We start from the raw sequence: 22,073 nt of genomic DNA on the forward strand, positions 1-22,073 counted from the left end.
TACTATTTCTAGATAGTAATAACCATACCAAAAGAGAGGCTGATACCAATTCAACCTCTCTTTTTCTTATAATTCCTGTAATAAATAACGGAAGAGTTCTAAATTCCCTTTTTCTTCATTGACCAAGTATTCTGGATGCCACTGCAAGCCCATAATGCGATGACCATCTACAGCTTCAATGGCTTCGATGGTGTGATCGCGCGGATCAAAGGCGGTCGCACGGAAATTCGGTGCGAGATCCTTGATGCTTTGACGGTGCACGGAATTAATCCGACTGGCCTGTCCAAAAAGCTGCTCTACCACACTGCCTTTTTTAGTCTGGATAGAATGGGAAGTCCCAAACGGAAGTCCTTGCCAATGCCCTTCGATCTCTTGGTTGAGTGTTCCTCCAAAAGCCACATTGATCAACTGAACTCCACGGCAAATTCCTAGAACCGGTTTGTTTTGGCGTACTGCTTCCTTCAGTAAGGCAAGCTCAAATTGATCCCGTTCGATATTGTAATCATCGCTCTCGATGGTTTTTTCTTCGCCATAAAGACTAGGATCAACATTTTGGCCTCCACTTAAGATCAATTTGTCAATCGTTTCAACATAGTCCTTAACCAAGGAAGGATCTCCCATCGGGATGACCATTGGAAGTCCACCTGCTTGACGAATCCCTTCCGCAAACTGACTAGATACAGAGGAATGAAGGTTTTTCCCTTCCGGGTCCACCGGACAGAGATTAGCGGATACTCCAACAATTGTTCTGCACATATTCATTCCTCCTTCATTTTTACTAATACTTATGTTACCACCCATTAGTGATAGTGTCTAATATGTATTTTTTAAAACCGTGATAGATTTTATTTATCACCCTCACCTTCCTCACAAAACAATTGATGATCATACAAGTTTTTTTACCTATATTATGTTAAAATAGAGAGGAAAATAGAATCGTCCTTCAAGGCACACATTTGGCCGTTTCGAAGGCGCAAGCGCTAGATTTCTAGCCTTGTTGAAAAATAGACATAGAAATGGAAGATACAATGGAAAAACAAACCGTTGCAGTATTGGGTCCTGGTTCATGGGGAACAGCCCTTTCACAAGTCCTCAATGATAACGGCCATGAAGTCCGTCTCTGGGGAAATATCCAAGAACAAATCGATGAAATCAATACCGCTCATACCAATCAACGCTATTTCAAAGATATCGTTATTAGCGAAGACATCACTGCTACGACTGATTTGAAAGCAGCTTTGGACGGTGTGGACGCTATCCTCTTTGTCGTTCCTACAAAGGTGACCCGTTTGGTGGCGAAACAAGTCGCTGAAACACTGGATCACCCTGTAACAGTCATGCACGCTTCCAAGGGACTAGAACCTGGTACACACGATCGGATTTCTCAAATCCTTGAAGAAGAAATTCCTGCTTCTCTTCGCAGCGAGGTGGTGGTCGTTTCTGGACCTAGTCACGCGGAAGAAACCATCGTACGGGACATCACCCTCATTACAGCTGCCTCAATAGATTTAGAAGCTGCACGTTATGTTCAAGAACTCTTTAGCAATCACTACTTCCGCCTCTATACCAATACAGATGTTATCGGAGTGGAAACTGCTGGAGCCCTGAAAAATATTATCGCAGTCGGAGCTGGAGCCCTGCACGGTCTTGGTTATGGTGACAATGCCAAAGCAGCTATCATCACGCGCGGTCTCGCTGAAATCACGCGCCTTGGCGTTAAGCTAGGAGCTAGCCCCTTGACCTATAGCGGTTTGTCTGGGGTTGGTGACTTGATCGTTACCGGAACTTCTGTTCACTCCCGCAACTGGCGAGCTGGGGATGCTCTCGGACGTGGTGAAAAATTGGAAGACATCGAAGCCAACATGGGCATGATCATTGAAGGGATCTCTACGACCAAAGTCGCCCATGAACTGGCGCAAGAATTGGATGTCTACATGCCGATTACACAGGCCATTTACCAAGTCATCTACGAAGGAAAAGATATCCGCGAAGCCATCCACCACATGATGAGCAATGAATTTAAAGAAGAAAACGAGTGGAAATAAGTCAACCACCCTAACATCAATCCTACCTTTTAGAAAGGAAACTATATGACTAAAGTTAGAAAAGCAGTCATTCCTGCGGCTGGTTTGGGGACACGCTTCCTCCCAGCTACCAAAGCTTTGGCAAAGGAAATGTTGCCAATCGTTGACAAACCTACGATCCAATTCATCGTAGAAGAGGCTCTGAAATCTGGAATTGAGGAAATCCTAGTCGTAACAGGGAAGGCCAAACGTTCGATCGAAGACCATTTCGATTCTAACTTTGAATTGGAATACAACCTCGAGCAAAAAGGTAAGACTGACTTACTCAAGTTGGTCAATGATACAACAGCGATCAATCTTCATTTCATCCGCCAAAGTCACCCTCGAGGTTTAGGAGACGCTGTTCTGCAGGCGAAAGCTTTTGTTGGAAATGAACCTTTTGTTGTCATGTTGGGAGATGACCTGATGGACATCACCAATGACGATGCCTTGCCATTGACCAAACAATTGATGAACGACTACGATGAAACCCATGCATCCACTATCGCTGTGATGGAAGTCCCTCACGAAGAGGTTTCTTCTTACGGTGTGATCGCACCTCAAGGAGAGGGCATCAATGGTCTCTATAGCGTTGAGACTTTTGTCGAAAAACCAGCTCCAGAAGATGCACCGAGTGATCTCGCTATTATCGGACGCTACCTCTTGACTCCTGAAATCTTTGATATTCTTGCAAATCAAGAACCAGGTGCTGGCAATGAAATTCAATTGACGGATGCGATCGACACCCTCAATAAGACCCAACGAGTCTTTGCCCGTGAATTTAAAGGCCAACGCTACGATGTAGGTGACAAGTTTGGTTTTATGAAAACATCGATTGATTATGCTTTGAAGCATCCGCAGGTTAAAGAGGATCTCAAACAGTATATTATTGATCTTGGAAAACAATTAGAAGAATCTGAACAAACTGCAGACTAAAAAAGAAGGAAGAGAGATTTCATTCTCACTTCCTTTTTTTGTTATATATTATAAACTGTATCGTTTAATGAGTTCTACGTTTTTCGATGTAGTAGCCAAATCCAAAAACTATCAAAAGAACTCCGCCTACCATTGTCGCAATGGAAATACTTTGACCGGTTGATGGTAATTTTTTCTCACCTTTCTTCTCTTCAATTTTTGCTACAGATTTATAAACTACACCATAAGTTGAGAAATGAGAGGTTGTAAATGTTACGGCTGACTTATCTTCATTTAGTTGGAATTGGAAGGATTCCAATTGACCATTTTCACCGATACCATAAACTGCTTCTACTTCTTTTTGGCTATTTACTGGAATGGTCACAACAGTTGGACTAATTTGATGTACAGGATTATTTTGGTTCGATAATTGAATATTATATGCCTTGTACTCTTTACCAGCTAGTTCTTTGACATCTTTCAAAACTTCAACAAGAAGACTATAGCCACCTTGAGCAAAATCAGGGTTTTGCAAGACGATACCTGTTGCCTGGTCTACTAAAATATATGAATTTGTTGGTAAAACTGGGCGACCAACGGTACTAACACTGTTACTATTTGTAGGAACAACAGTAGTTGTACTACTTGGTGTTGTTTCTGCCTTGCTTGGTTCTGTACTTGATTCTGTGCTTGGTTTCGTTTCTGCCTTACTTGGTTCTGTACTTGACTCTGTGCTTGGGGTCGTTTCTACCTTGCTTGGTTCTGTACTTGACTCAGTGCTTGGTTTCGTTTCTGCCTTGCTTGGTTCTGTACTTGATTCTGTGCTTGGTTTCGTTTCTTCCTTACTTGGTTCTGTACTTGACTCTGTGCTTGGGGTCGTTTCTACCTTGCTTGGTTCTGTACTTGACTCAGTGCTTGGTTTCGTTTCTGCCTTGCTTGGTTCTGTACTTGATTCTGTGCTTGGTTTCGTTTCTTCCTTACTTGGTTCTGTACTTGACTCAGTGCTTGGGGTCGTTTCTACCTTGCTTGGTTCTGTACTTGACTCAGTGCTTGGTTTCGTTTCTGCCTTGCTTGGTTCTATACTTGACTCAGTGCTTGGTTTCGTTTCTTCCTTGCTTGGCTCCGTACTTGCTTCGGTGCTTGGGGTCGTTTCTGCCTTGCTTGGCTCCGTGCTTGCTTCGGTGCTTGGGGTTGTTTCTGCCTTGCTTGGCTCCGTACTTGACTCTGTTGGATCCTTGTAGTCATCTGGTAAAGATGCTCGGTATGGATCATCTGTACGACCTGCTTCTTTTAGAGTTGCAGACAATTCAGACTCATATTGCTTGAATTGTTTGAAAAGACGTTCAGAACGAGCTAAAGCATCCTCAGTCACCTTATCTTCAACTGCTTTTGCTGCAGCTTCATCAGCTTTCAAGGCAGCGTATTTTGCATCGCTCACTTTTTGTTCGATAATGAGCTGTTCTTCTAGTGCTTTCCAGTGATTTTGGATAGATTTTCCAAAGAGATCTTGGTTATTGATGGCCATTTGGTCGATGTGCCATACTGTCCAATACCATGAATTTGGATCATAAGTAGCCGTTTGAGGTTTAAAAGCTTCGTAAGTATCTTTTACATTTCCATAGAATGGAACATAAGGGGTATTCCGTGAAGGTCCCATGCCGAGCCATACAGTTCCACCAAATGATTTTGGAAGGTTTGGATTGATTTGATAGACATGGGCATCGATCACATTTTCGTTTCCTAAAGCATATTTGTATTGGTCTTTACGAACAGTATCGTTGCTACCATCATCACCTTGTTTCTTAACACCAATTTGATCATCTGGTACAAAGCGTCCATTCAAGTGTTCAAAACGGTTGCGTTGCAAGGCAAACGCATCTTCTAAGGTGTATTTTTTGTTTGGATCGGTTGGTGAACGGAAAAGTTCATACTCATCATCCTCATAGGTGACTTTAGAGTCTGGATCTAGCAAGGTGATTCCTGCATAGGTCCGTGAGCGGTCTCCTTCAGCATATTTTTCTGGTCCATAAGATTTAGCGATATGGAAATTGCCATCTTTGTCTGTCTTGTAGTTACCAGATTCCTTGGCTACTTTTTCGACATCTTTAGAGGCAATGACATTTTCAGTGTCATTCAAATCAACATGACCTAGGTAGTAGGTATTGGCAAAAACTGCATATTTATCTTCTGGAACTTTAACCGCTACATATTGGTGGCCAGAAAGAATTTCCATATACCAAGTTTCATTTTGGTCTGCAAAGACAACCACATTTCCTTCAGCTGAACCTTTTTCTTCGATGACTTTAGCTAGAAATTCAACCCCTTCACGAGCTGACTTAACGCGTGGTAACACTACGTCCAACATAGCAGCTTCTGGAATTCCGTTTTCTGTCAATGGGTCCGTCTTCAAGACTTTCTTATTCGGGATAGCTGTTACTGTCGCAGTCATGGATACACCGGCTTCGTTAAATCCGTGTTCACCAAAAGCACCGTTACTACCATCTCCACGAGCAGAGTCATAAGTCGCTGTGTATTTCATTTCACTAGCAGCATGTGGATAGGTAAAACCATTGGATTCGTCTTCCAGTTGATCCCCTTCCTTATAGTTCTTCGCATCAACCACCACATAGTTCTTGTTGTGCTTGCCACCATTTGGATAGTATGGGTAATCTTCTGTCCGACCAAAGAGAGTGGTCCCATCCTTGGTCAATTGCCGACCAATGATAAAGCCACAACAGGCTTGAACTGCTTGAACTGGTAGGAGCAAAAATGTCATTGCTACCAATGAAAGTTTAAACAACCATTTCTTCATGGCAAATCTCCTTTTCGAATACTCCTTTTAGTAAAAAAAGATAGCATTCCCGATTTTTTATACCTCCAGTTTACATCTTTTTGTTCATTTTTGCAAACGCTTACCAGACTTGTTTTTATTCTATTTTTTACTAAATTATCTTTCTATCAACTCATTTCTATGTAAATTATATATATTTATTGAGATTTCAAACAATTTTCTGTTAGTTTACGATTGCGCTACATTTTTTAGGAAAAAAAGAGGCTGGGACAAAAGTCCTGGCCTCTCAATTGTTTTTGGATTGTCGAGCAAGACGCAGTGGTTGAGTGGGCTCTACTACGCTGATTTCATCAGCTTTTACAGCCCTACTCAACTGTGCGGAGGTGGGACGACGAAATCGAATTCTAACGAATTACCGATTTCTGTCCCACTCTCTCTTAAAATAGATTCAAGATTTTACCTAAGAAATAAAGGAAAAGCAGGAGATAAGATAAGGCTGCACTAATCTGATAGGTTCGGTTCATAAAGCGAGCCTCTCCTCTTATTGGAAAGACATAAGCCAACATGACCCCAGCTACTAAGCCACCAATGTGACCCGCCATACTGATGTCTGGCATAAAACTAAAGATCAGATTGACCACAATCAAGCTGGTATAGGACTGACTCAAGTGGCGAATATAGGGACTTTGGACAATAAAGCGCAGAGCGCCAATGGTCCCAAACAGTCCAAAGAGGGCTGTAGAAGCGCCTGCCGCAATCACATCTGGTGTAAAAATAGCAACAAAGACATTACCCATCATGCCTGATAAGAGATAAAGAGCTAAGAAAGCCTTGGAACCAAAGAGATCTTCTGCCAAACGTCCCAAGTAATAGAGGGTGATCATATTGAGCACAAAATGTTCTAGGCCGATATGAACAAAAGTAGCTGTCACTATTCGCCATAACTGGCTAGGATCGACTTTCACAGCCTCTCCAATAATACCACCGCTATAGTAAACAGCAGCACCCGTTTGGTAGTCGCCTCCAAATCGGATAAACATAGAAAGAAAGACTGCCGTTGTGACGAGCAACAAGAGGCTGGTCACAGGATAACGACGATCAAAGAGTAACTTCATAGACTAGCACCTCCTGAACGGCCTGATCAAAAACATCTGGTTGAAACTCCTTCTGCTGGATGGAATAAATCGTACTCACCGTTCTCCCAGTATAATCTGCTAAATAACGATCATAATAGCCACCGCCATAGCCAATTCGGTAGCCTTTTGACTGGAAGACCAAGCCCGGTACATGGATCAGATCAATCTCTGCTTTATCCACAACCTGCCCCCTTTCATTAGGCTCCAGCAAACCAAAGCGACTCTCTTCCAAAATTTCAGGATCGTATTCCACAAATTCCATCCGACCTTGTGGATAGGTACGGGGAACACAGACGCGTTTTCCAAGTTGAAGAGCAGCTTGGATCAAGCCAGCTGTGGAAAATTCGTGGTCAAAGGACAGATAGGTCGCAAGGGTCTTTGCCTCCTGAAAGGCTGGAAGCTCCAAGAGACGTTGAGTGAGCTGTTCATCTGCTTGAGTTTTCACGGATTCTGGCAACCGTTTCATGGCTGCTATGGTTTCTTTTCGTAGTGTTTTCTTCATTCCCTACTCCTTTTGTATAGCTTTAATTGTATCATTTTTTATGAAACATCCGAACAGTTTGCACACAAGAAAATAAAAATCCAACTCCAGACGGAGTTGAATCAATCCCTTATTGGTTGGCCTTCATTTTCAAAAATTTGCCAATGTTATCCACAGCAAAGGGAAGGGCAGCCTCATTTGGGCTCATCTTCGGATGGTGCAGGGCATAAGGGGTATCAATTCCCAGCCAGAACATGACTCCAGGGACCTTGCTCAAGAGAAAGCCAAAGTCTTCTCCTGTCATCGCTGGCAAGATATCAATCAGGTTCACGTCTTCCTCAGCTGTGAAAAAGTCCATGAGTTCTTTGGCTAACTCTGGTTGGTTTTCCACAGGCAGGTAACCTCCTTGCTTGAGTTCCAGATCTAATTCTACATCAAAAGCGGCTGCAACCCCTTCCGCAATCGTTTTGACCCGTTTTTGAGTCAGGAGGTTCATCTCCATGGTCAAGGTCCGGATGGTCCCATGAAGGAAGGCCGTCTCAGCGATCACATTATTGGTGGTTCCTGCATGCATGGAACCAAAGGTCACCACAGCACCTTCAATTGGATCGACATTTCGACTCACGACCGATTGGACTTGGGTAATGAAGTAAGAAGCTGCTACAAGAGCATCATTGGCCTCATGTGGAAAGGCAGCATGCCCTCCCTTACCTGTAAAGGTAATCTTGACTTCACAGGTCCCCGCAAAAAGGGTACCCGTATTAGTCGCAATGTCTCCCACCTTCAAATCAGGGCGCACATGCAGACCATAAAATTCATCAGGGAGCCAGTCGCCAAAAGCATTGTCCTTATACATGAGCATCCCACCAGCCTCGTTTTCTTCAGCCGGTTGGAAGAGAAAGAGCAGGTTATTTTTTGGTTGCACTTGAACCAGTTGATCCAAAAGCCCAAGGGCTGTCGTCATGTGCATATCATGACCACAAGCATGCATCCGTCCTTCGTGCTTGGAGGCAAAATCAAGGCCCGTTTGTTCCACTATCGGTAAGCCATCGATATCTGTCCGCCAACCAATGGTTTTTTCAGGAGCAGACCCATGGAGATAAACCATGATCCCGGTCCGCCAAGTCCGTTGCTCTACAAAGTCCTTGTCTGCTGTGATCTCTGCGATTCGCTCTAAGAGGTAGGCTTGGGTTTCAAATTCTTCCAATCCAATTTCAGGGATTTGGTGCAAATCCCGTCTGATTTTAATTAAGTCCAATGTCATCGTTGTCTTCTTTCTATTAGAAGAGGCTGAGACAAAAGTCTTAGCCTCTCAATTGTTTTTGGATTGTCAAGCAAGACGCAGTGGTTGAGTGGGCTCTACTACGCTGATTTCATCAGCTTTTACAGCCCTACTCAACTGTGCGGAGGTGGGACGACGAAATCGAATTCTAACGAATTACCGATTTCTGTCCCACTCTCATTTCTATCTTACAAATTGCGCAAAGCGTCTTCCAAGGCTGTTTTTTGTTGTGTTTTTTCGTCAATTTCCTTGATGATGCGAGCTGGAACACCAGCTACGACCACATTTTCAGGGACATCTTGAGTAACGATAGCGCCAGCGGCAACGACTGAACCGTTCCCTACTTGAACCCCTTCAATCACAACAGCATTGGCACCGACCAAGACATTATCACCGATCCGAACCGGCTCAGCAGAAGCTGGCTCAATGACACCCGCAAGAACGGCACCTGCACCGATGTGGCTGTTTTTACCAACTGTTGCACGGCCACCAAGGATAGCTCCCATATCAATCATAGTACCAGCACCGATTTCAGCACCAATATTGATGATAGCACCCATCATCACGACAGCATTGTCTTCGATGGTCACTTGGTCACGGATAATAGCACCCGGTTCGATACGCGCATTCAGGTAGCGCTTATCAAGCAAAGGAACAGCTGAATTCCGGCCATCTTGTTCCACCACATAATCCTTGTTCTCTGTCAAGTTGGCAAGAAGGGGCTCGATATCTTTCCAGTCACCGAACAACACATTACCTAGTTTTGTGACAGAAGCAGGAACAGCCGTTGCCAATTCCCCTTCAAAGGTTACTTTCACATTTGTTTTCTTTTCTGCATTTCCAATAAAAGCGATAATTTCTTGAGCAGACATTTTTTGTGCTGTCATAAGATTCTCCATTCATTTCAATTAAAGGTATCCATATTATACCACAATCCCAAAGAGATGAACACCTAAGGCGACGTGCTTGTAGCCGAATCCTTCAGGCCTGTCATTTCACTGATGGTGCGATTGCTTCCAAAGTGAATCGTAACTAAATGCGCATCAGACAGTTTGTAGTAAAAGATTAGGAAGGACTCTGAACTCATCATACTCGACCAAGAAACACGGCTAGGAATTCCTACTGTATTCACAAGATCTGAATAGCTGGTTCCTATTTTAATATTGGCAAAATCCTCTCTGTTCAAACTGCCATTTTTATTGGCTAAACGCTCACTGTTTAAGTTCTCAAAATTAAGAGAAGATAGACGGCTACTAATCATATTTGAAAGCAAAACAGATACAGAAGAAGGGGATCCTTCAGCCTCATAATCCAAGCTTGTCATGAAAGGACCGACACTACCCTCTTGGTAGGTTTCTTCCCCACTACTAGCCTTGCCCAGTACAGCTACCACATCCTGCGGAGACAGATAAGTTGAAGAGGTACGGCCTTGATCCCCCTCACTTAAACCAGGAATCAGGGAAATCGCCTTCTCATAGGTCACTTGAAACTGAAATTCACCTTCCGGTGCAATCAAGGTACTCGTACCACTCTTCAAGGTTTCCTTTCTAGTTCCATAAGACCGACCAGTGCTTCCATATTCACTAGTAGTAGAAGAAGGATTTTCCTCACTATGGATACCTCCTGAAGCCAGATAGGCAAATAATCCCAGCATGGCCAATAATCCAAAAAAGGCTGCCAGCGAAGACCCTCCACTATTAGAGGAAGGAGAGTAGGTTTTCGCCCTATCCGATTGGGAGTCTAGTACCGTTTGTCTTGGTTCTGAATGCCTGCTTCCCCCTATTGAAGCCAGGTCAGCTTCTGAAATCAAGCGGCTCCCACCCTGGTGCTCTACTTTTTTCTCAGCTGAAGGAGACTGCCCTATTGTATCTTGTGCTGGTGTTTCTGACCTTGCTTCTTCTGTTAGTGGTGTAGCAAGAACGACCTGAGCTGATTCGTCTTCAGGTGTAGCAAATGAGCCTTCCTTTGGATCATACGATTCCTCCTTCACACTAATCGCTGGTTCGTCTTTTCGTTCCTCTTCTTGTTTCACCTCTTCCTGAAAAGTAGGGACTTCTACCACTTCTGGCTCTTTTGTGAGCGTATCTTCTAGCTTCTCAGGACTTCCTTTTTCTAAGGGTGCTTCTTTCGGCTGGCCTTTCGAAAACCGACTCTGGTGCTCATTTCGTAGATGCGACCAGTCTTTATTTCCCATTGTCCTCTCCTTTTATTTAAAATGCTTCGGCTGATTTTTTTACTGTGCTGTAGATGTAGAGGAAGCTGGTGTGGTCGCTACCTCTTTCGATTTGATATCCTTGATGGTTTGCCGGCTATCAAAATGGATTTGAACCGTTTGAGAATCCGATAATCGATAGGTAAAGGAAGGCGCTTCCCCGTAACCTAAAAGCCCAGATACATATATTTCATCCGGAATCCCTACCGTATTGAGTAGGTCTAAATAAGGCATTCCGACCTTGATAGTGGCAAAATCGTCCTTCGTCAAGCTCCCATTCTTATTCGCAAATCGGTCACTTTTTAAGTGTTTCAAACTTAAAAGAGAGATCCTGTAAAAGGCACCTGTTTTTTCAAGAAGAACCTTCCCATCTGCATCCTTTGATTGGTAATCTAATGTCAGCAAAAAGGGACTGGAACTGCTATCACTATACGTTGCTTCCCCACTCCTTGCTTTACCTAATGCTGCAACGACATCTTGTGGGTCTACCGTCCCAAAAGAGGTCTTTTTTTCTTCCACTGCAAAATTAGGAATAAGAGACATGGCCTTTTCATAGATTGGCTGAAATTGAAATTCATTAGCTGAGGCGATATAAGAACTATTTTCACTGGTCAGATATTCCGTTCTGATACCATCACGTGATAAACCATTGATTCCCTCACTCGAAGAAGATGAAGAAGAGCTTTTATTAACTTCGTTTTGAAGCACAAACACAAAAGCCATTAACAAGGCGAACCACCCAAAAAATCGCAAAAGCGAACCAATCCCCTCTTTTGAGGAAGAAGGGGAAGACGCCATCGTATCTGAATGGCTTCTAGTATCCTGATGATTGTCCATCCCTATTGAAGCCAGATCGGCTTCTGAAATCAAGCGGCTCCCACCCTGGTGAGATGAATCTGCCTTGATATCTGTCCGATGATCGTCCAATGTTGTCTCCCTTCTTATACCAACACTAATTTCTTGCCTTTTTTCTTGAATTCCATCACCACTTCTGGCTGCCCTGATATCTGGTAAGTCGCGCGATAGCCCATTCCGCCATCTGGCATTTCCCCCCAGACCAAGCGTTGAGGATTTCCTAGTTGCTGAATAAGCTGGGCGAATTCTGTACCTTTTTTCTCTTTTTCAGTAGTGATTTCTTTCTCACTGATTGTCTTCTCTTTTGCGTCCAACAAATTCGTCGCATCCACTGTCGTCAAGCGATACCCCTGGTCTTGCTCTTGTTCAAACCACAAGGTCACACTTTTCTTGCCCTGATCGGTTTGCTTAGCCGCATAGGTTAAAACGAGAACGGTTTTATCCCCTTGGGCTGTCTTAGTGTAGCGAACTTTTTGAGCTTTTCCCCATTCCGTCACAACTGTTTCCAAGCGGGTTCCTGGTTGCTGACTCTGCTTGAGACGAACTTTTAAATTCGCCACAGCTTCGATGGTCCATTTAAACTGTTTGATTTCTTGTTCCTTGCTGACCAAATTCTTGTAATCCTTTGGCTGGAAATGAGTCAGTGTTTGGTCCTCCTTGGTATCGGTTCCCTGCTCCTGCACCTGGATGCTTGCAATCGCAAGTAAGAGTCCTAAAACAAAACACAAAAACGGCAGCAAGAGTTCTTTTCGATTCTTTTTCATCCACTCGATCATCTGCTTCACCCCTTCTTCGTCAAACGATACTGACCAGTCTGTTCGCGTTCAAAGGTCAAAGAGACCAGTCCATCTGTCACCTGATAAGACAAGGCTAAGACTTGCTTGTCCTTTGCAGAGGTCAAACTAAGAGAATTGGGAAGACCTGATTTTTTCAAGACATCTTCTACTGCTGTCCCCTTTTCATTTTTTCCATCTAGCGTCTGATAGCCTGTAAAATCTGCCAATTTTAAGTTCTTTTTGCTCTGATAATGAGCCGACTTGGGCGCAAAGCCTTGAATCGAGCTCAAATAAAAGGTATCATCCTGCTTTTGAAATTCTATGGTATAAGGATGAATCCCCTGCACAGGAGCCCCATAGCCTAGCTGGACTTGCGCTCCAAAACTCGTATCTTCTTGTGTAAAACTCGCTGCTTTTCCAAATTTTTTGACGAATGCAGACAAAGTCACCCAACTTTTTTGTACCTTTCCTTCTCCCCTTGCAAGGTCCAATGACAACAAGTCTTCTAAAGCCGGCTCTTTGGAAGAAGACGCAACAAATTGCTGGCTGTCTTCTTGCATGCGAGACAAACTCAACAAGCGATCTTTGGGCAAGGTTTTCACTGGATGAATCATAAACACCAAGCAAACACCAACCATAAAAGCCAGCAAAGCACTTGCAGCTTTTTGGAGGATCCGCTTATGATGTTCTATCCACTGTTTCAATTCTTCCATCCTTCATGCTCTTTCTATTCAAACTCTTTCTATTGTATAGAAAATTAGCGTATTTGTCTCGTCTTATCCCAAAAAAGAGGCGCTTGCCTCTTTCTTTTATTCAGTGATTTAGTAGCTGTCTTTACTGCTCAAGAGAAAATCTCCATTTTCTTGGCGAATAAAGGTCAAATCTACATAGTCCCCGTTTTTCTTTTGGAAGTCCATGACCAATTCTATCTTGTCTGAATCATCAGATGAACTCACCGTCAGATTGACTGCATCACCGTATTTTTTTAAAAGCTCTTTGTAAGAGGTCCCTCCAGCACCGGTCTCACTATCTCCAACCTTGAACCCATCTGCGAAGTTATCCTCGACGCTAAGATTTTTCCCAAATTGATTAAATTCAAATTTGACAAGCTGAAATTCTTTTCCTTTCTTAGAGTAGGTCGCTTTGACCTCTTTATTATAAGAGTTATCATCCCAGAATAATTTCAATTCTCCACTATCAAATTGAACAGAACTAGCCTTTCCATAAGCGTCGACCATTTCCTCAGGACTCTCCCCATCATCCTTTCCAGTCAAAAATTGAAGTTGCTCGATATCAGACTGCTCCCAGCTAAAATCGGCTTCCGCATCTTCTGCGGTCAACTGGTCCAAATCAATATTGGATGAAGAACCAGACTGGTTGCCTGACCAAGAAGTGTGCTTTCTAGATGGTGACGTGCTAGGGCTGGCATGACCAATTAAATAGCCGCTGACACCACCGATAAGAAGCCCAACTAAAATCCCAAGGGCAAAACGAATCGCCTTCTTGTCTGCAGTATCCATCGGTCTTCCAACAGGAGAAAGAGGAGCTTGTGGAATAGGTGTCTCAGGAACAGGCACTGTTTGCGGACCAATTGGTTCAGCTGCCATGTTTTGAGGAGCTTGAGGTGCAGGCTGGAATGGAGGAGTCGGTTGGGGAGCAGCAACTACATCCGAATGTTCTCCAACAGTTGCTTCATCCACCTTTGGAAGCTCCACCGTTTCTGAAATAACTGACTCGTCTGCCTCTTCTTTCATTACTTCTGTCTCCGTTACTGAAAGGCCACTAGCTTCTGGAACGACCAAGTCTTTAGCTTCTTCTTTCGGGACAAAGGCTGGCGCAGCCACATCAAATTGAGGCGTACCCTCTACGGGAGTCTGTTTCATAAATTGTTCTTGATCTTTCTCTGACATTTTGAATTCTCCTTTTTATTCTTCTCTTCTACTATAACATAAAACCAAGCAGGGACCAACTCCTGTCTTGATAGACTAAAAAAGATCGGAGAGATATCCGACCTTTTAGACACTGATCTTAAAATTTCTTGCGAAAGGCGACAATTGCAATTAGATTACCGTATGATCGAGAAATATAACTAGATCGTATTTTTATAATTGATTCTAAGGGACAAAAATATAAATTTGTTTAGCAAGTAAAAAAACGACCTCTGGCGAGATCGTTTTGTCTATTGATTAAAGACGAGCGTTGAGTTCTGCTCCAAGTTCTTCAAATCCTGGTTTACCAAGAAGGGCAAACATATTTTTCTTGTAGGCTTCAACACCTGGTTGGTCAAATGGGTTAATCGCGTTCAAGTAACCTGAAAGGGCGATCGCCAATTCGAAGAAGTAGATGGCATAACCAAGAGTGAAGGCATCTTGCTCAGGAAGAGTTACGTACATGTTTGGTACATCACCGTCTGTGTGGGCAAGAAGAACACCGTCAGTTGCTTTTTTGTTTACGAAGTCAACGTCTTTTCCTTGAAGGTATCCAAGTCCGTCAAGGTCTTCTTCCAAAGTAGGGATAATCAAGTTCTTACGAGGTTTGTCAACGCGGACAACTGTTTCAAACATGATACGAGTTCCTTCTTGGATAAATTGACCCAATGAGTGCAAGTCAGTTGAGAAGTTAGCTGAAGTTGGGTAGATCCCTTTTTGGTCTTTCCCCTCTGACTCACCAGCCAATTGTTTCCACCATTCTGAGAAGTATTGAAGTGATGGCTCGTAGTTTACCAAAATTTCAGTTGCATATCCTTTACGGTAAAGGATGTTACGAACAGCTGCATATTGGTAAGCTTCGTTTTCAGAAAGTTTGTCTGAAGTGTAGTCTTTACGGGCAGCATTCGCACCTTCCATAAGGGCTTTGATATCTGCACCTGATGCAGCAATTGGAAGCAATCCAACTGGTGTCAAGACTGAGAAGCGTCCACCGATATCATCTGGAACTACAAATGTTTCCCAACCATTGGCATCTGCTTCCACTTTTACAGCACCTTTGGCACGGTCAGTTGTTGCGTAGATCCGTTTGTTAGCTTCTTCTTGGCCGTATTTCTTCACCAAGAGTTCTTTGAAGACACGGAAAGCGATCGCTGGTTCAGTTGTTGTACCTGATTTAGAAATCACATTGACTGAGAAGTCTTTGTCTGCTACGTACTCTACCAAGTCAGCAAGGTAAGTTGATGAGATTGAGTTTCCAGCGTAAAGGATTTGTGGCGCTTTGCGTTCTTCTTTGGTTTGCAAGTTTGCAAAGTGGTGGTTCAAGAAGTCAATCGCTGCTTTCGCACCAAGGTATGATCCACCGATACCGATAACGACCAAAATATCGCTGTCTGATTTGATTTGTTCAGCAGCTTTCAAGATGCGGTCAAATTCTTCACGGTCATAATTTTCAGGAAGGTCCAACCAACCTAGGAAGTCACTACCAGCACCTGTTCCTTTACGGATCAATTCATCAGCTGCAGTCACTTGTGGTTGCATGTATTCCACTTCATGTGGGGCAACAAATTTACCCAAAACTTTTGAGTAGTCAAATTTAATATGAGACATGTTATTCCTCCAAATTTTGTTCTTCTATATGATATCGCTTTACACGGATTTAATCAAGGGAAACCAATCTATAAAACGTTTTCATTTGCTAATTTTTTTATTTTCACAAATCAAGCAACGACGCAATAGCAATCGTTTGCATATTTGCACTATTTTTGGCTAGAAAATCAAAAAAAGAAGCTTCTCACGAAACTCTATTTTTTCTCTTTTATTCTTTGGATATCAAAGTCATTTCTACATGACTCTGGTGAGCTATAGCCCTCACGTCGCTTCGCTCCTCAGGGTCAATATCTCTATGCTCGGTTGCGCCTTATAGGCTAATTTCATGTTACGCTATAGCCCTCACGTCGCTTCGCTCCTCAGGATCAATATCTCTAAACTCGGTTGCGCCTTACAGGCTAATTTCATGTTACGCTATAGCCCTCACGTCGCTTCGCTCCTCAGGGTCAATATCTCTATGCTCGGTTGCGCCTTATAGGCTAATTTCATGTTACGCTATAGCCCTCACGTCGCTTCGCTCCTCAGGATCAATATCTCTAAACTCGGTTGCGCCTTACAGGCTAATTTCATGTTACGCTATAGCCCTCACGTCGCTTCGCTCCTCAGGATCAATATCTCTAAGCTCGGTTGCGCCTTATAGGCTAATTTCATGTTACGCTATAGCCCTCACGTCGCTTCGCTCCTCAGGATCAATATCTCTAAGTTCGGTTGCGCCTTACAGGCTTACCTCACTAAGAGCTATAGAAAAAGAGCACACAGTTCACCTCGCTTAGGGCTGCTGGATTCCTCCCCTGACCCGCTTCACGCAGAACTGTTGCTCCACTAATTAGTATAACACAAACTTTCTTTTTTGGCTAATTTTCTTTACTTTTTCCTGCGATTTCTGAAAAAGTTCTGCATAATCGCCGCACATTCTTCTTCTAAAAGGCCGCTTTCAACCTCTACGCGATGATTCAACCGCTCATCCGTCAGGATATCGTAGAGACTGCCCCCAGCACCGAATTTCTGGTTTTTCGCCCCATAGATTACCTTGGGAATGCGAGCCAGACCGATGGCGCCACTGCACATGACACAGGGCTCAATCGTGACAAAAAGCGTCGTATCCAGCAGGCGCCAGCTATTTTCACGCTGATTGGCCTCCTCGATCGCCATGATTTCCGCATGCATGACCGCCCGCTGCAGCTCCTCACGCGCATTATGTCCACGCCCGATAATCTGACCATCCTTGACCAAGACACAGCCAATCGGTATTTCATCATTGGCGAGGGCAATCTCCGCCTCCTTCAGGGCTTCCCTCATAAACATCGCTTTTTCCTCTATCGTGTAGTCCATCTCTTCCTTCTTCCTTTTAGTTTCTTTGTTCATTATACCATAGGCAGCTTACGACTCACAAAAAAAGCCGCCGATTGGGCGACTCTTATGGGAGATTATTATGAAAAAGTTTAGGAGGTTTAAACAAAGTTAGGAGGTCTTTGTTTATGCTTCTAGTATAGCTGGCCTATCTTAAATAAAGCTTAAGTTCTCTGAGTATTGATGATTTTGGAAATATCACCACTTAGAATCTCAAAAATATCTGACAAATTGCTGGCTTACTACTATCCGCTTTGTCGCAGAACCAACTATTGTGGCATCGCTCATCCTTTACGTAACTCAAGGATTTGGTCATAGCGCTCTTCTTCATCAATATGATGGGCTATTTCTAGTACCGTGATCGGCAAAGAAAAGATTAGGTCTCTAACCAGACGACTATTTTTTTCGTCCAAAGCTGATGTCACTTCGTCCGCTAATAAAATATCCTTCTCGCGTAAGAGAAAACGAGCCAACTCTAATCTGACACGCTGACCTCCTGAAATGTTTTCACCATTATTATGAATTTCTACATTCAAAATATCCTGAAATTCATCTATTAAGCCAACTCGGTCCAATACCTCCAATAATTCATGGTCCTGAAAAGGCTGACCAAAAGTTAGATTATAGCGGATAGTATCGTTAAACAGGAAGGGATGCTGGCTAATTAAACCGATATTCCCTTGGAAATGACTCGTTATTTGATTTCCATCATACTGAACGAAAATGTCACCCTCATCACATACTTCTTCTCCTAAAATCAAGCGAAAAAGAGTCGTCTTTCCAGACCCGCTCGGTCCTTTGATTAAGACCTTCTGACCTACTGAAATCGTCGCCGTCAAATCAGAAAAAAGCTGACGTTCAGCAAAACTTTTTGAAATATGATTTAAGCGCAACGATTCGAGATTTTCAACAAATTGATCCTTTGTCTCTTCGAAATCAGGTTCTTCCTCGATAATCTTAAACAGGCGGTTCGCAGTCGGCAAGGCACCTTGGAGATTGGCTGCACTGTACATCAGAGTTTGGATCGGTTCTACCAGCATCCCCGCAGCAACATACATAGAGATGAGGCTTGTAATAGAAATAGAATTTCCCTGTAAACTCAAATAAAAGCCTAAAGCAAGAGGAACAACCTGACTAAAAAAGACCATAAATCCATTAAAGAAAAAAATAATATTATGTGTGAAACAAAATCTTTGGATGGCTTTTTGATATTCTCCGTTTAAATCATTCACGCGCTCTTCATTCAGCCTCATGGCCTGATTAATCCGTAAGGTTTGGCTGCCTTGCATACTATCCGAGACAAGCCCATGTAATTTCGTTCTAAGCTTGGACCAGCTGTCTCCCGAATCTTGTAAACGACGATTCATGATGAACTGAGGAATAGGTCTCATAATCGTAAAAATGACAAAAATAAGTCCTAAGAGAAAATTTTGTGAAACAATATAAATGGCTGTAACAAGGGCGACAAATCCCCAACTCACCATAACATTTATATTTTCCAAATAATTATCGCCCACATATTCCATATCTTGAGTTAGCAGACTAACTTTTTCATCATTGGAAAATTTAGGATTCAATATGACTTTCTTAAATAAAAGGGCACGGACACTTTTGTTGATTTCTCTTCGGAATATATTGTGCGAATAGTTTGAAAACAGCATCAGACTATAAATAACAAGATAGACAGACAAACCAAATAAAACAAAATTGAGAATTTTTCCATAAGAAAGGCCGTCTTGATCTAACTTCAAGGCCTTCGTTAAAATCAGAGGTTGCGCCAACACCAAACCACTATTCACAATACGCCCTAAAAAAATAGGAAAAAGATACTTCTTATCAATGTACTTATAAATATTTCTCATAATTATCATCCATCAAAATAGAGGGCTAGCACAACCCTCTTCTCTAAATTTATTTAAAATCGTGATTATTTACAATCACAATTATAGTTAAATACTCTAGGTTTAGCATTCATTTTGTCATCGAATTTGTTATTCACTTTAACCTTCACCGAAAATTACAATCTCCATGTGTCAAAATTGTTAGTTCCAATAATTCAGCATCTGTATCGCTTATTTTAGATAGATACTTTTCGACCTCATACTCACCCTCACTTAAATATTTATTTTTATCAAGATAAGCATGAAACTCTTTCCTAATCACATCATTGCTGTCGACTACTCTATTCAATTCATTCGTAAGAAAAAATGAATGATTGGTTTTAGTATTAAAATACAACGTACCATCATCAGTACTATATTTTAATATATATCGTGACAAATTCATATTATCACCTCTTAATCTGTGTGACTTAACCTACAGTAAGTATACACCGATAGAAATATTAAATAAAGCAATATTCAGCAGATTAGAAAAGTTCCAACTTTTAATATTTTGGAAAAGGTTATCCTATAAAAGCTGCAATTTCGCCAACTTCTTGAGCAATATAGGTGGCGCCGGCTTCTTCCAATTCTTCCCTGCTTCCAAAGCCATAAAGGACACCGATAGAATCAAGCTTTTGCGCTTGAGCGCCAAGCACATCGTGCTCCCTGTCTCCAATCATGATGGTATGCGCCAAATCTGTAATCCCATTTTGCTCCAAGGCATACTGGATAACATCGCTTTTTTTACTACGTTTTCTATCCATGGTCGCACCAGCGACAAAGTCAAAATAATCATACAAACCAAAGTGTTTGAGAATTTGAATGGAAAATTCTTCAGGCTTTGACGTAGCTACAATCAACTGTTTGCCAGCCTGCTTGAGAGAAGCCAGCAAGTCAGGAACGCCTAGATAGACCTCATTTTCATAAAGGTCTTTTTCGGAAAAATACTCATGATAGTAGTCAATGGCCTTTAAACATTCTTCCTTAGAAAATCCATAAAAGCGCTCAAAAGACTCCTGCAAGGGCGGACCGATGAAAACTCTCAATGCTTTCTTGTCTGGCACTTGAATCCCATATTTTCCTAAGGCATAGGCCACCGAGTTGGTAATCCCTAGTTCTGAATTGGTCAAGGTGCCGTCTAGGTCAAATAAAATCGTTTGATACATTTTTTCCTCTTTCTGCTTTCAAAAAGAGGCTGGGACAAAAGTCCTAGCCTCTCAATTGTCTTTGGATTGTCGAGCAAGACGCAGTGGTTGAGTGGGCTCTACTACGCTGATTTCATCAGCTTTTACAGCCCTACTCAACTGTGCGGAGGTGGGACGATGAAATCGAATTCTAACGAATGACCGATTTCTGTCTCACTCTCTTTTTTAAATTATTTACTTGACCAGACACTTTCAAGGATATTGGTTTGGTCACGATCTGGTCCGACTGAGAAGGTTGAAATGCGCACACCAACCAATTCACCGATCCGGCGGACATAGTTGCGGGCATTTTCTGGAAGCTCATCCAAGTGGCGCACACCGGTGATGTCTTCTGACCAACCTGGCAATTCTTCATAGATTGGTTTGCAACGTTTGAGTTGCTCCAAGCTGGCTGGATAGTGATCAATGCGTTCGCCATCTAAGTCGTAGGCCACACAGATTTTCACTGTATCCAAGCCTGATAGAACGTCGATCGAGTTCAAGCTTAGGTTAGTAATTCCTGAAACACGACGGCTGTGGCGCATAACAACGGAGTCAAACCAGCCCACCCGACGCGGACGGCCAGTCGTTGTACCGTATTCATGCCCCACTTCACGGATGCGCTCGCCCACTTCATCAAACAGCTCTGTTGGGAATGGTCCATCACCGACACGGCTAGTGTAGGCTTTACATACACCGACAACCTTGTCGATCTTGCTTGGGCCGACACCTGATCCGATGGTCACCCCACCTGCAACAGGGTTTGATGAAGTAACAAACGGATAAGTTCCTTGGTCGATATCCAGCATAACCCCTTGAGCTCCTTCGAAGAGCACGCGCTTGCCGTTATCCAAAGCATCGTTCAAGATGACAGAAGTATCGGTTACATATTGCTTGATTTGTTGACCATATTCATAGTATTCTTCGAAGATATCGTCAAATGACAGAGCCTCTGCATCATAGAGTTTGGTAAATTGACGGTTCTTTTCTTCCAAGTTGATACGAAGACGTTCCGCAAAGACGTCGCGGTCCAAAAGGTCCGCAATCCGGATTCCCACACGCGCAGCCTTGTCCATGTAGGCTGGTCCAATCCCTTTGATGGTCGTTCCGATTTTGTTGTCGCCTTTAGACTCTTCTTGGAGACGGTCCAATTCGATATGGTAAGGAAGGATGACATGGGCACGGTCAGAGATGCGAAGGCTGTCCGTTGATACTCCTTCTTCATGGAGATAAGCCAACTCTTTGACCAATGATTTAGGGTTGACCACCACGCCGTTTCCGATGACAGAGATCTTTTCAGGGAAGAAGATACCAGAAGGAATCAAGTGCAACTTGAACTTTTTGCCGTCGATTACGATGGTGTGTCCGGCATTGTCCCCACCTTGATAGCGAGCAATGACTTCTGCATTGGCTGATAGGAAGTCTGTAATCTTCCCTTTTCCTTCATCACCCCATTGGGTTCCTACTACAACAACTGATGTCATAATTCTTTTTCATATACCATAGATAGTTCCCTATCTATGCCTTTCTTCAAACTAGGGGCAGGAGTCTCACCTGCAAGTTTGTCTTACACTCTATTATAAGAAATTTCCTCGTTTTTTTCAAGGTC

The 22,073-nt window shown here is 42.9% G+C and carries 19 protein-coding genes and 1 other RNA gene; 2 read left to right on the forward strand and 18 right to left on the reverse strand.

The window, feature by feature from the left end; translation table 11 throughout:
- Positions 1 to 66: 66 nt before the first annotated feature.
- A complete protein-coding gene (locus HMPREF1195_RS08355; protein WP_003012927.1) occupies positions 67 to 756 on the reverse strand; it encodes a gamma-glutamyl-gamma-aminobutyrate hydrolase family protein in 690 nt (229 codons plus the stop codon).
- Positions 757 to 1,028: 272 nt separating this feature from the next.
- On the opposite strand from HMPREF1195_RS08355, the gene HMPREF1195_RS08360 reads away from it, so the two are divergent.
- The gene (locus tag HMPREF1195_RS08360; protein WP_023919779.1) at positions 1,029 to 2,045 is read left to right on the forward strand and encodes an NAD(P)H-dependent glycerol-3-phosphate dehydrogenase; all 1,017 of its coding nucleotides are present in this window, start codon (positions 1,029 to 1,031) and stop codon (positions 2,043 to 2,045) included.
- A gap of 45 nt (positions 2,046 to 2,090) precedes the next feature.
- Positions 2,091 to 2,999: a UTP--glucose-1-phosphate uridylyltransferase GalU gene (gene galU / locus HMPREF1195_RS08365; RefSeq protein WP_023919781.1), complete on the forward strand. Its 909-nt coding sequence runs from the start codon at positions 2,091 to 2,093 to the stop codon at positions 2,997 to 2,999.
- A 64-nt stretch (positions 3,000 to 3,063) separates the two neighbouring features.
- Here the strand turns inward: galU and HMPREF1195_RS11395 are convergent, their stop codons facing one another.
- From HMPREF1195_RS11395 to HMPREF1195_RS08445, 17 genes are all read right to left on the reverse strand, one after another.
- On the reverse strand, positions 3,064 to 5,790 hold the full coding sequence (locus HMPREF1195_RS11395) for a C69 family dipeptidase (RefSeq protein WP_023919783.1): 2,727 nt from the start codon (positions 5,788 to 5,790) through the stop codon (positions 3,064 to 3,066).
- 416 nt (positions 5,791 to 6,206) lie between these two features.
- On the reverse strand, positions 6,207 to 6,884 hold the full coding sequence (locus tag HMPREF1195_RS08375; RefSeq protein WP_023919785.1) for a rhomboid family intramembrane serine protease: 678 nt from the start codon (positions 6,882 to 6,884) through the stop codon (positions 6,207 to 6,209).
- Positions 6,868 to 7,407, reverse strand: a complete 540-nt coding sequence (locus HMPREF1195_RS08380; RefSeq protein ID WP_023919787.1) for a 5-formyltetrahydrofolate cyclo-ligase — start codon at positions 7,405 to 7,407, stop codon at positions 6,868 to 6,870. The genes HMPREF1195_RS08375 and HMPREF1195_RS08380 overlap by 17 nt, the downstream gene beginning before the upstream one ends.
- A gap of 109 nt (positions 7,408 to 7,516) precedes the next feature.
- On the reverse strand, positions 7,517 to 8,650 hold the full coding sequence (locus HMPREF1195_RS08385; RefSeq protein ID WP_023919789.1) for an N-acetyldiaminopimelate deacetylase: 1,134 nt from the start codon (positions 8,648 to 8,650) through the stop codon (positions 7,517 to 7,519).
- 206 nt (positions 8,651 to 8,856) lie between these two features.
- Positions 8,857 to 9,555, reverse strand: a complete 699-nt coding sequence (dapD, locus tag HMPREF1195_RS08390) for a 2,3,4,5-tetrahydropyridine-2,6-dicarboxylate N-acetyltransferase (RefSeq protein ID WP_023919791.1) — start codon at positions 9,553 to 9,555, stop codon at positions 8,857 to 8,859.
- A 65-nt stretch (positions 9,556 to 9,620) separates the two neighbouring features.
- The gene (locus HMPREF1195_RS08395; protein WP_023919793.1) at positions 9,621 to 10,862 is read right to left on the reverse strand and encodes a hypothetical protein; all 1,242 of its coding nucleotides are present in this window, start codon (positions 10,860 to 10,862) and stop codon (positions 9,621 to 9,623) included.
- Positions 10,863 to 10,901: 39 nt separating this feature from the next.
- Positions 10,902 to 11,807, reverse strand: a complete 906-nt coding sequence (locus HMPREF1195_RS08400) for a hypothetical protein (RefSeq protein ID WP_023919795.1) — start codon at positions 11,805 to 11,807, stop codon at positions 10,902 to 10,904.
- 14 nt (positions 11,808 to 11,821) lie between these two features.
- The gene (locus HMPREF1195_RS08405) at positions 11,822 to 12,511 is read right to left on the reverse strand and encodes a hypothetical protein (protein WP_023919797.1); all 690 of its coding nucleotides are present in this window, start codon (positions 12,509 to 12,511) and stop codon (positions 11,822 to 11,824) included.
- 5 nt (positions 12,512 to 12,516) lie between these two features.
- Positions 12,517 to 13,224 carry a hypothetical protein gene (locus HMPREF1195_RS08410; RefSeq protein ID WP_023919799.1) on the reverse strand — a complete coding sequence of 236 codons (708 nt, stop codon included), beginning with the start codon at positions 13,222 to 13,224 and terminating at the stop codon, positions 12,517 to 12,519.
- 108 nt (positions 13,225 to 13,332) lie between these two features.
- Positions 13,333 to 14,421, reverse strand: a complete 1,089-nt coding sequence (locus HMPREF1195_RS08415; RefSeq protein WP_023919801.1) for a hypothetical protein — start codon at positions 14,419 to 14,421, stop codon at positions 13,333 to 13,335.
- A gap of 276 nt (positions 14,422 to 14,697) precedes the next feature.
- The gene (locus HMPREF1195_RS08420) at positions 14,698 to 16,047 is read right to left on the reverse strand and encodes a glucose-6-phosphate isomerase (protein WP_023919803.1); all 1,350 of its coding nucleotides are present in this window, start codon (positions 16,045 to 16,047) and stop codon (positions 14,698 to 14,700) included.
- A 733-nt stretch (positions 16,048 to 16,780) separates the two neighbouring features.
- Positions 16,781 to 16,878: signal recognition particle sRNA small type (ffs, locus tag HMPREF1195_RS10815), an RNA gene on the reverse strand.
- A 33-nt stretch (positions 16,879 to 16,911) separates the two neighbouring features.
- Entirely contained in the window at positions 16,912 to 17,379 is a 468-nt protein-coding gene (gene tadA / locus HMPREF1195_RS08425) for a tRNA adenosine(34) deaminase TadA (RefSeq protein WP_023919805.1), read from the reverse strand.
- Between the two features lie 302 nt (positions 17,380 to 17,681).
- Positions 17,682 to 19,259 carry an ATP-binding cassette domain-containing protein gene (locus HMPREF1195_RS08430; RefSeq protein ID WP_003016812.1) on the reverse strand — a complete coding sequence of 526 codons (1,578 nt, stop codon included), beginning with the start codon at positions 19,257 to 19,259 and terminating at the stop codon, positions 17,682 to 17,684.
- Positions 19,260 to 19,404: 145 nt separating this feature from the next.
- Complete coding sequence (locus HMPREF1195_RS08435) at positions 19,405 to 19,683, reverse strand: hypothetical protein (RefSeq protein WP_003009004.1); 279 nt, start codon at positions 19,681 to 19,683, stop codon at positions 19,405 to 19,407.
- A gap of 118 nt (positions 19,684 to 19,801) precedes the next feature.
- Positions 19,802 to 20,446 (reverse strand): HAD family hydrolase, encoded by a 645-nt coding sequence (locus HMPREF1195_RS08440; RefSeq protein ID WP_023919807.1) that lies wholly within the window; start codon positions 20,444 to 20,446, stop codon positions 19,802 to 19,804.
- Between the two features lie 209 nt (positions 20,447 to 20,655).
- Positions 20,656 to 21,948: an adenylosuccinate synthase gene (locus HMPREF1195_RS08445; protein WP_023919809.1), complete on the reverse strand. Its 1,293-nt coding sequence runs from the start codon at positions 21,946 to 21,948 to the stop codon at positions 20,656 to 20,658.
- Positions 21,949 to 22,073: the final 125 nt, after the last annotated feature.

Origin of the sequence: Streptococcus parasanguinis CC87K (assembly GCF_000507765.1) — a bacterium.
Lineage (GTDB): Bacteria > Bacillota > Bacilli > Lactobacillales > Streptococcaceae > Streptococcus > Streptococcus parasanguinis_J.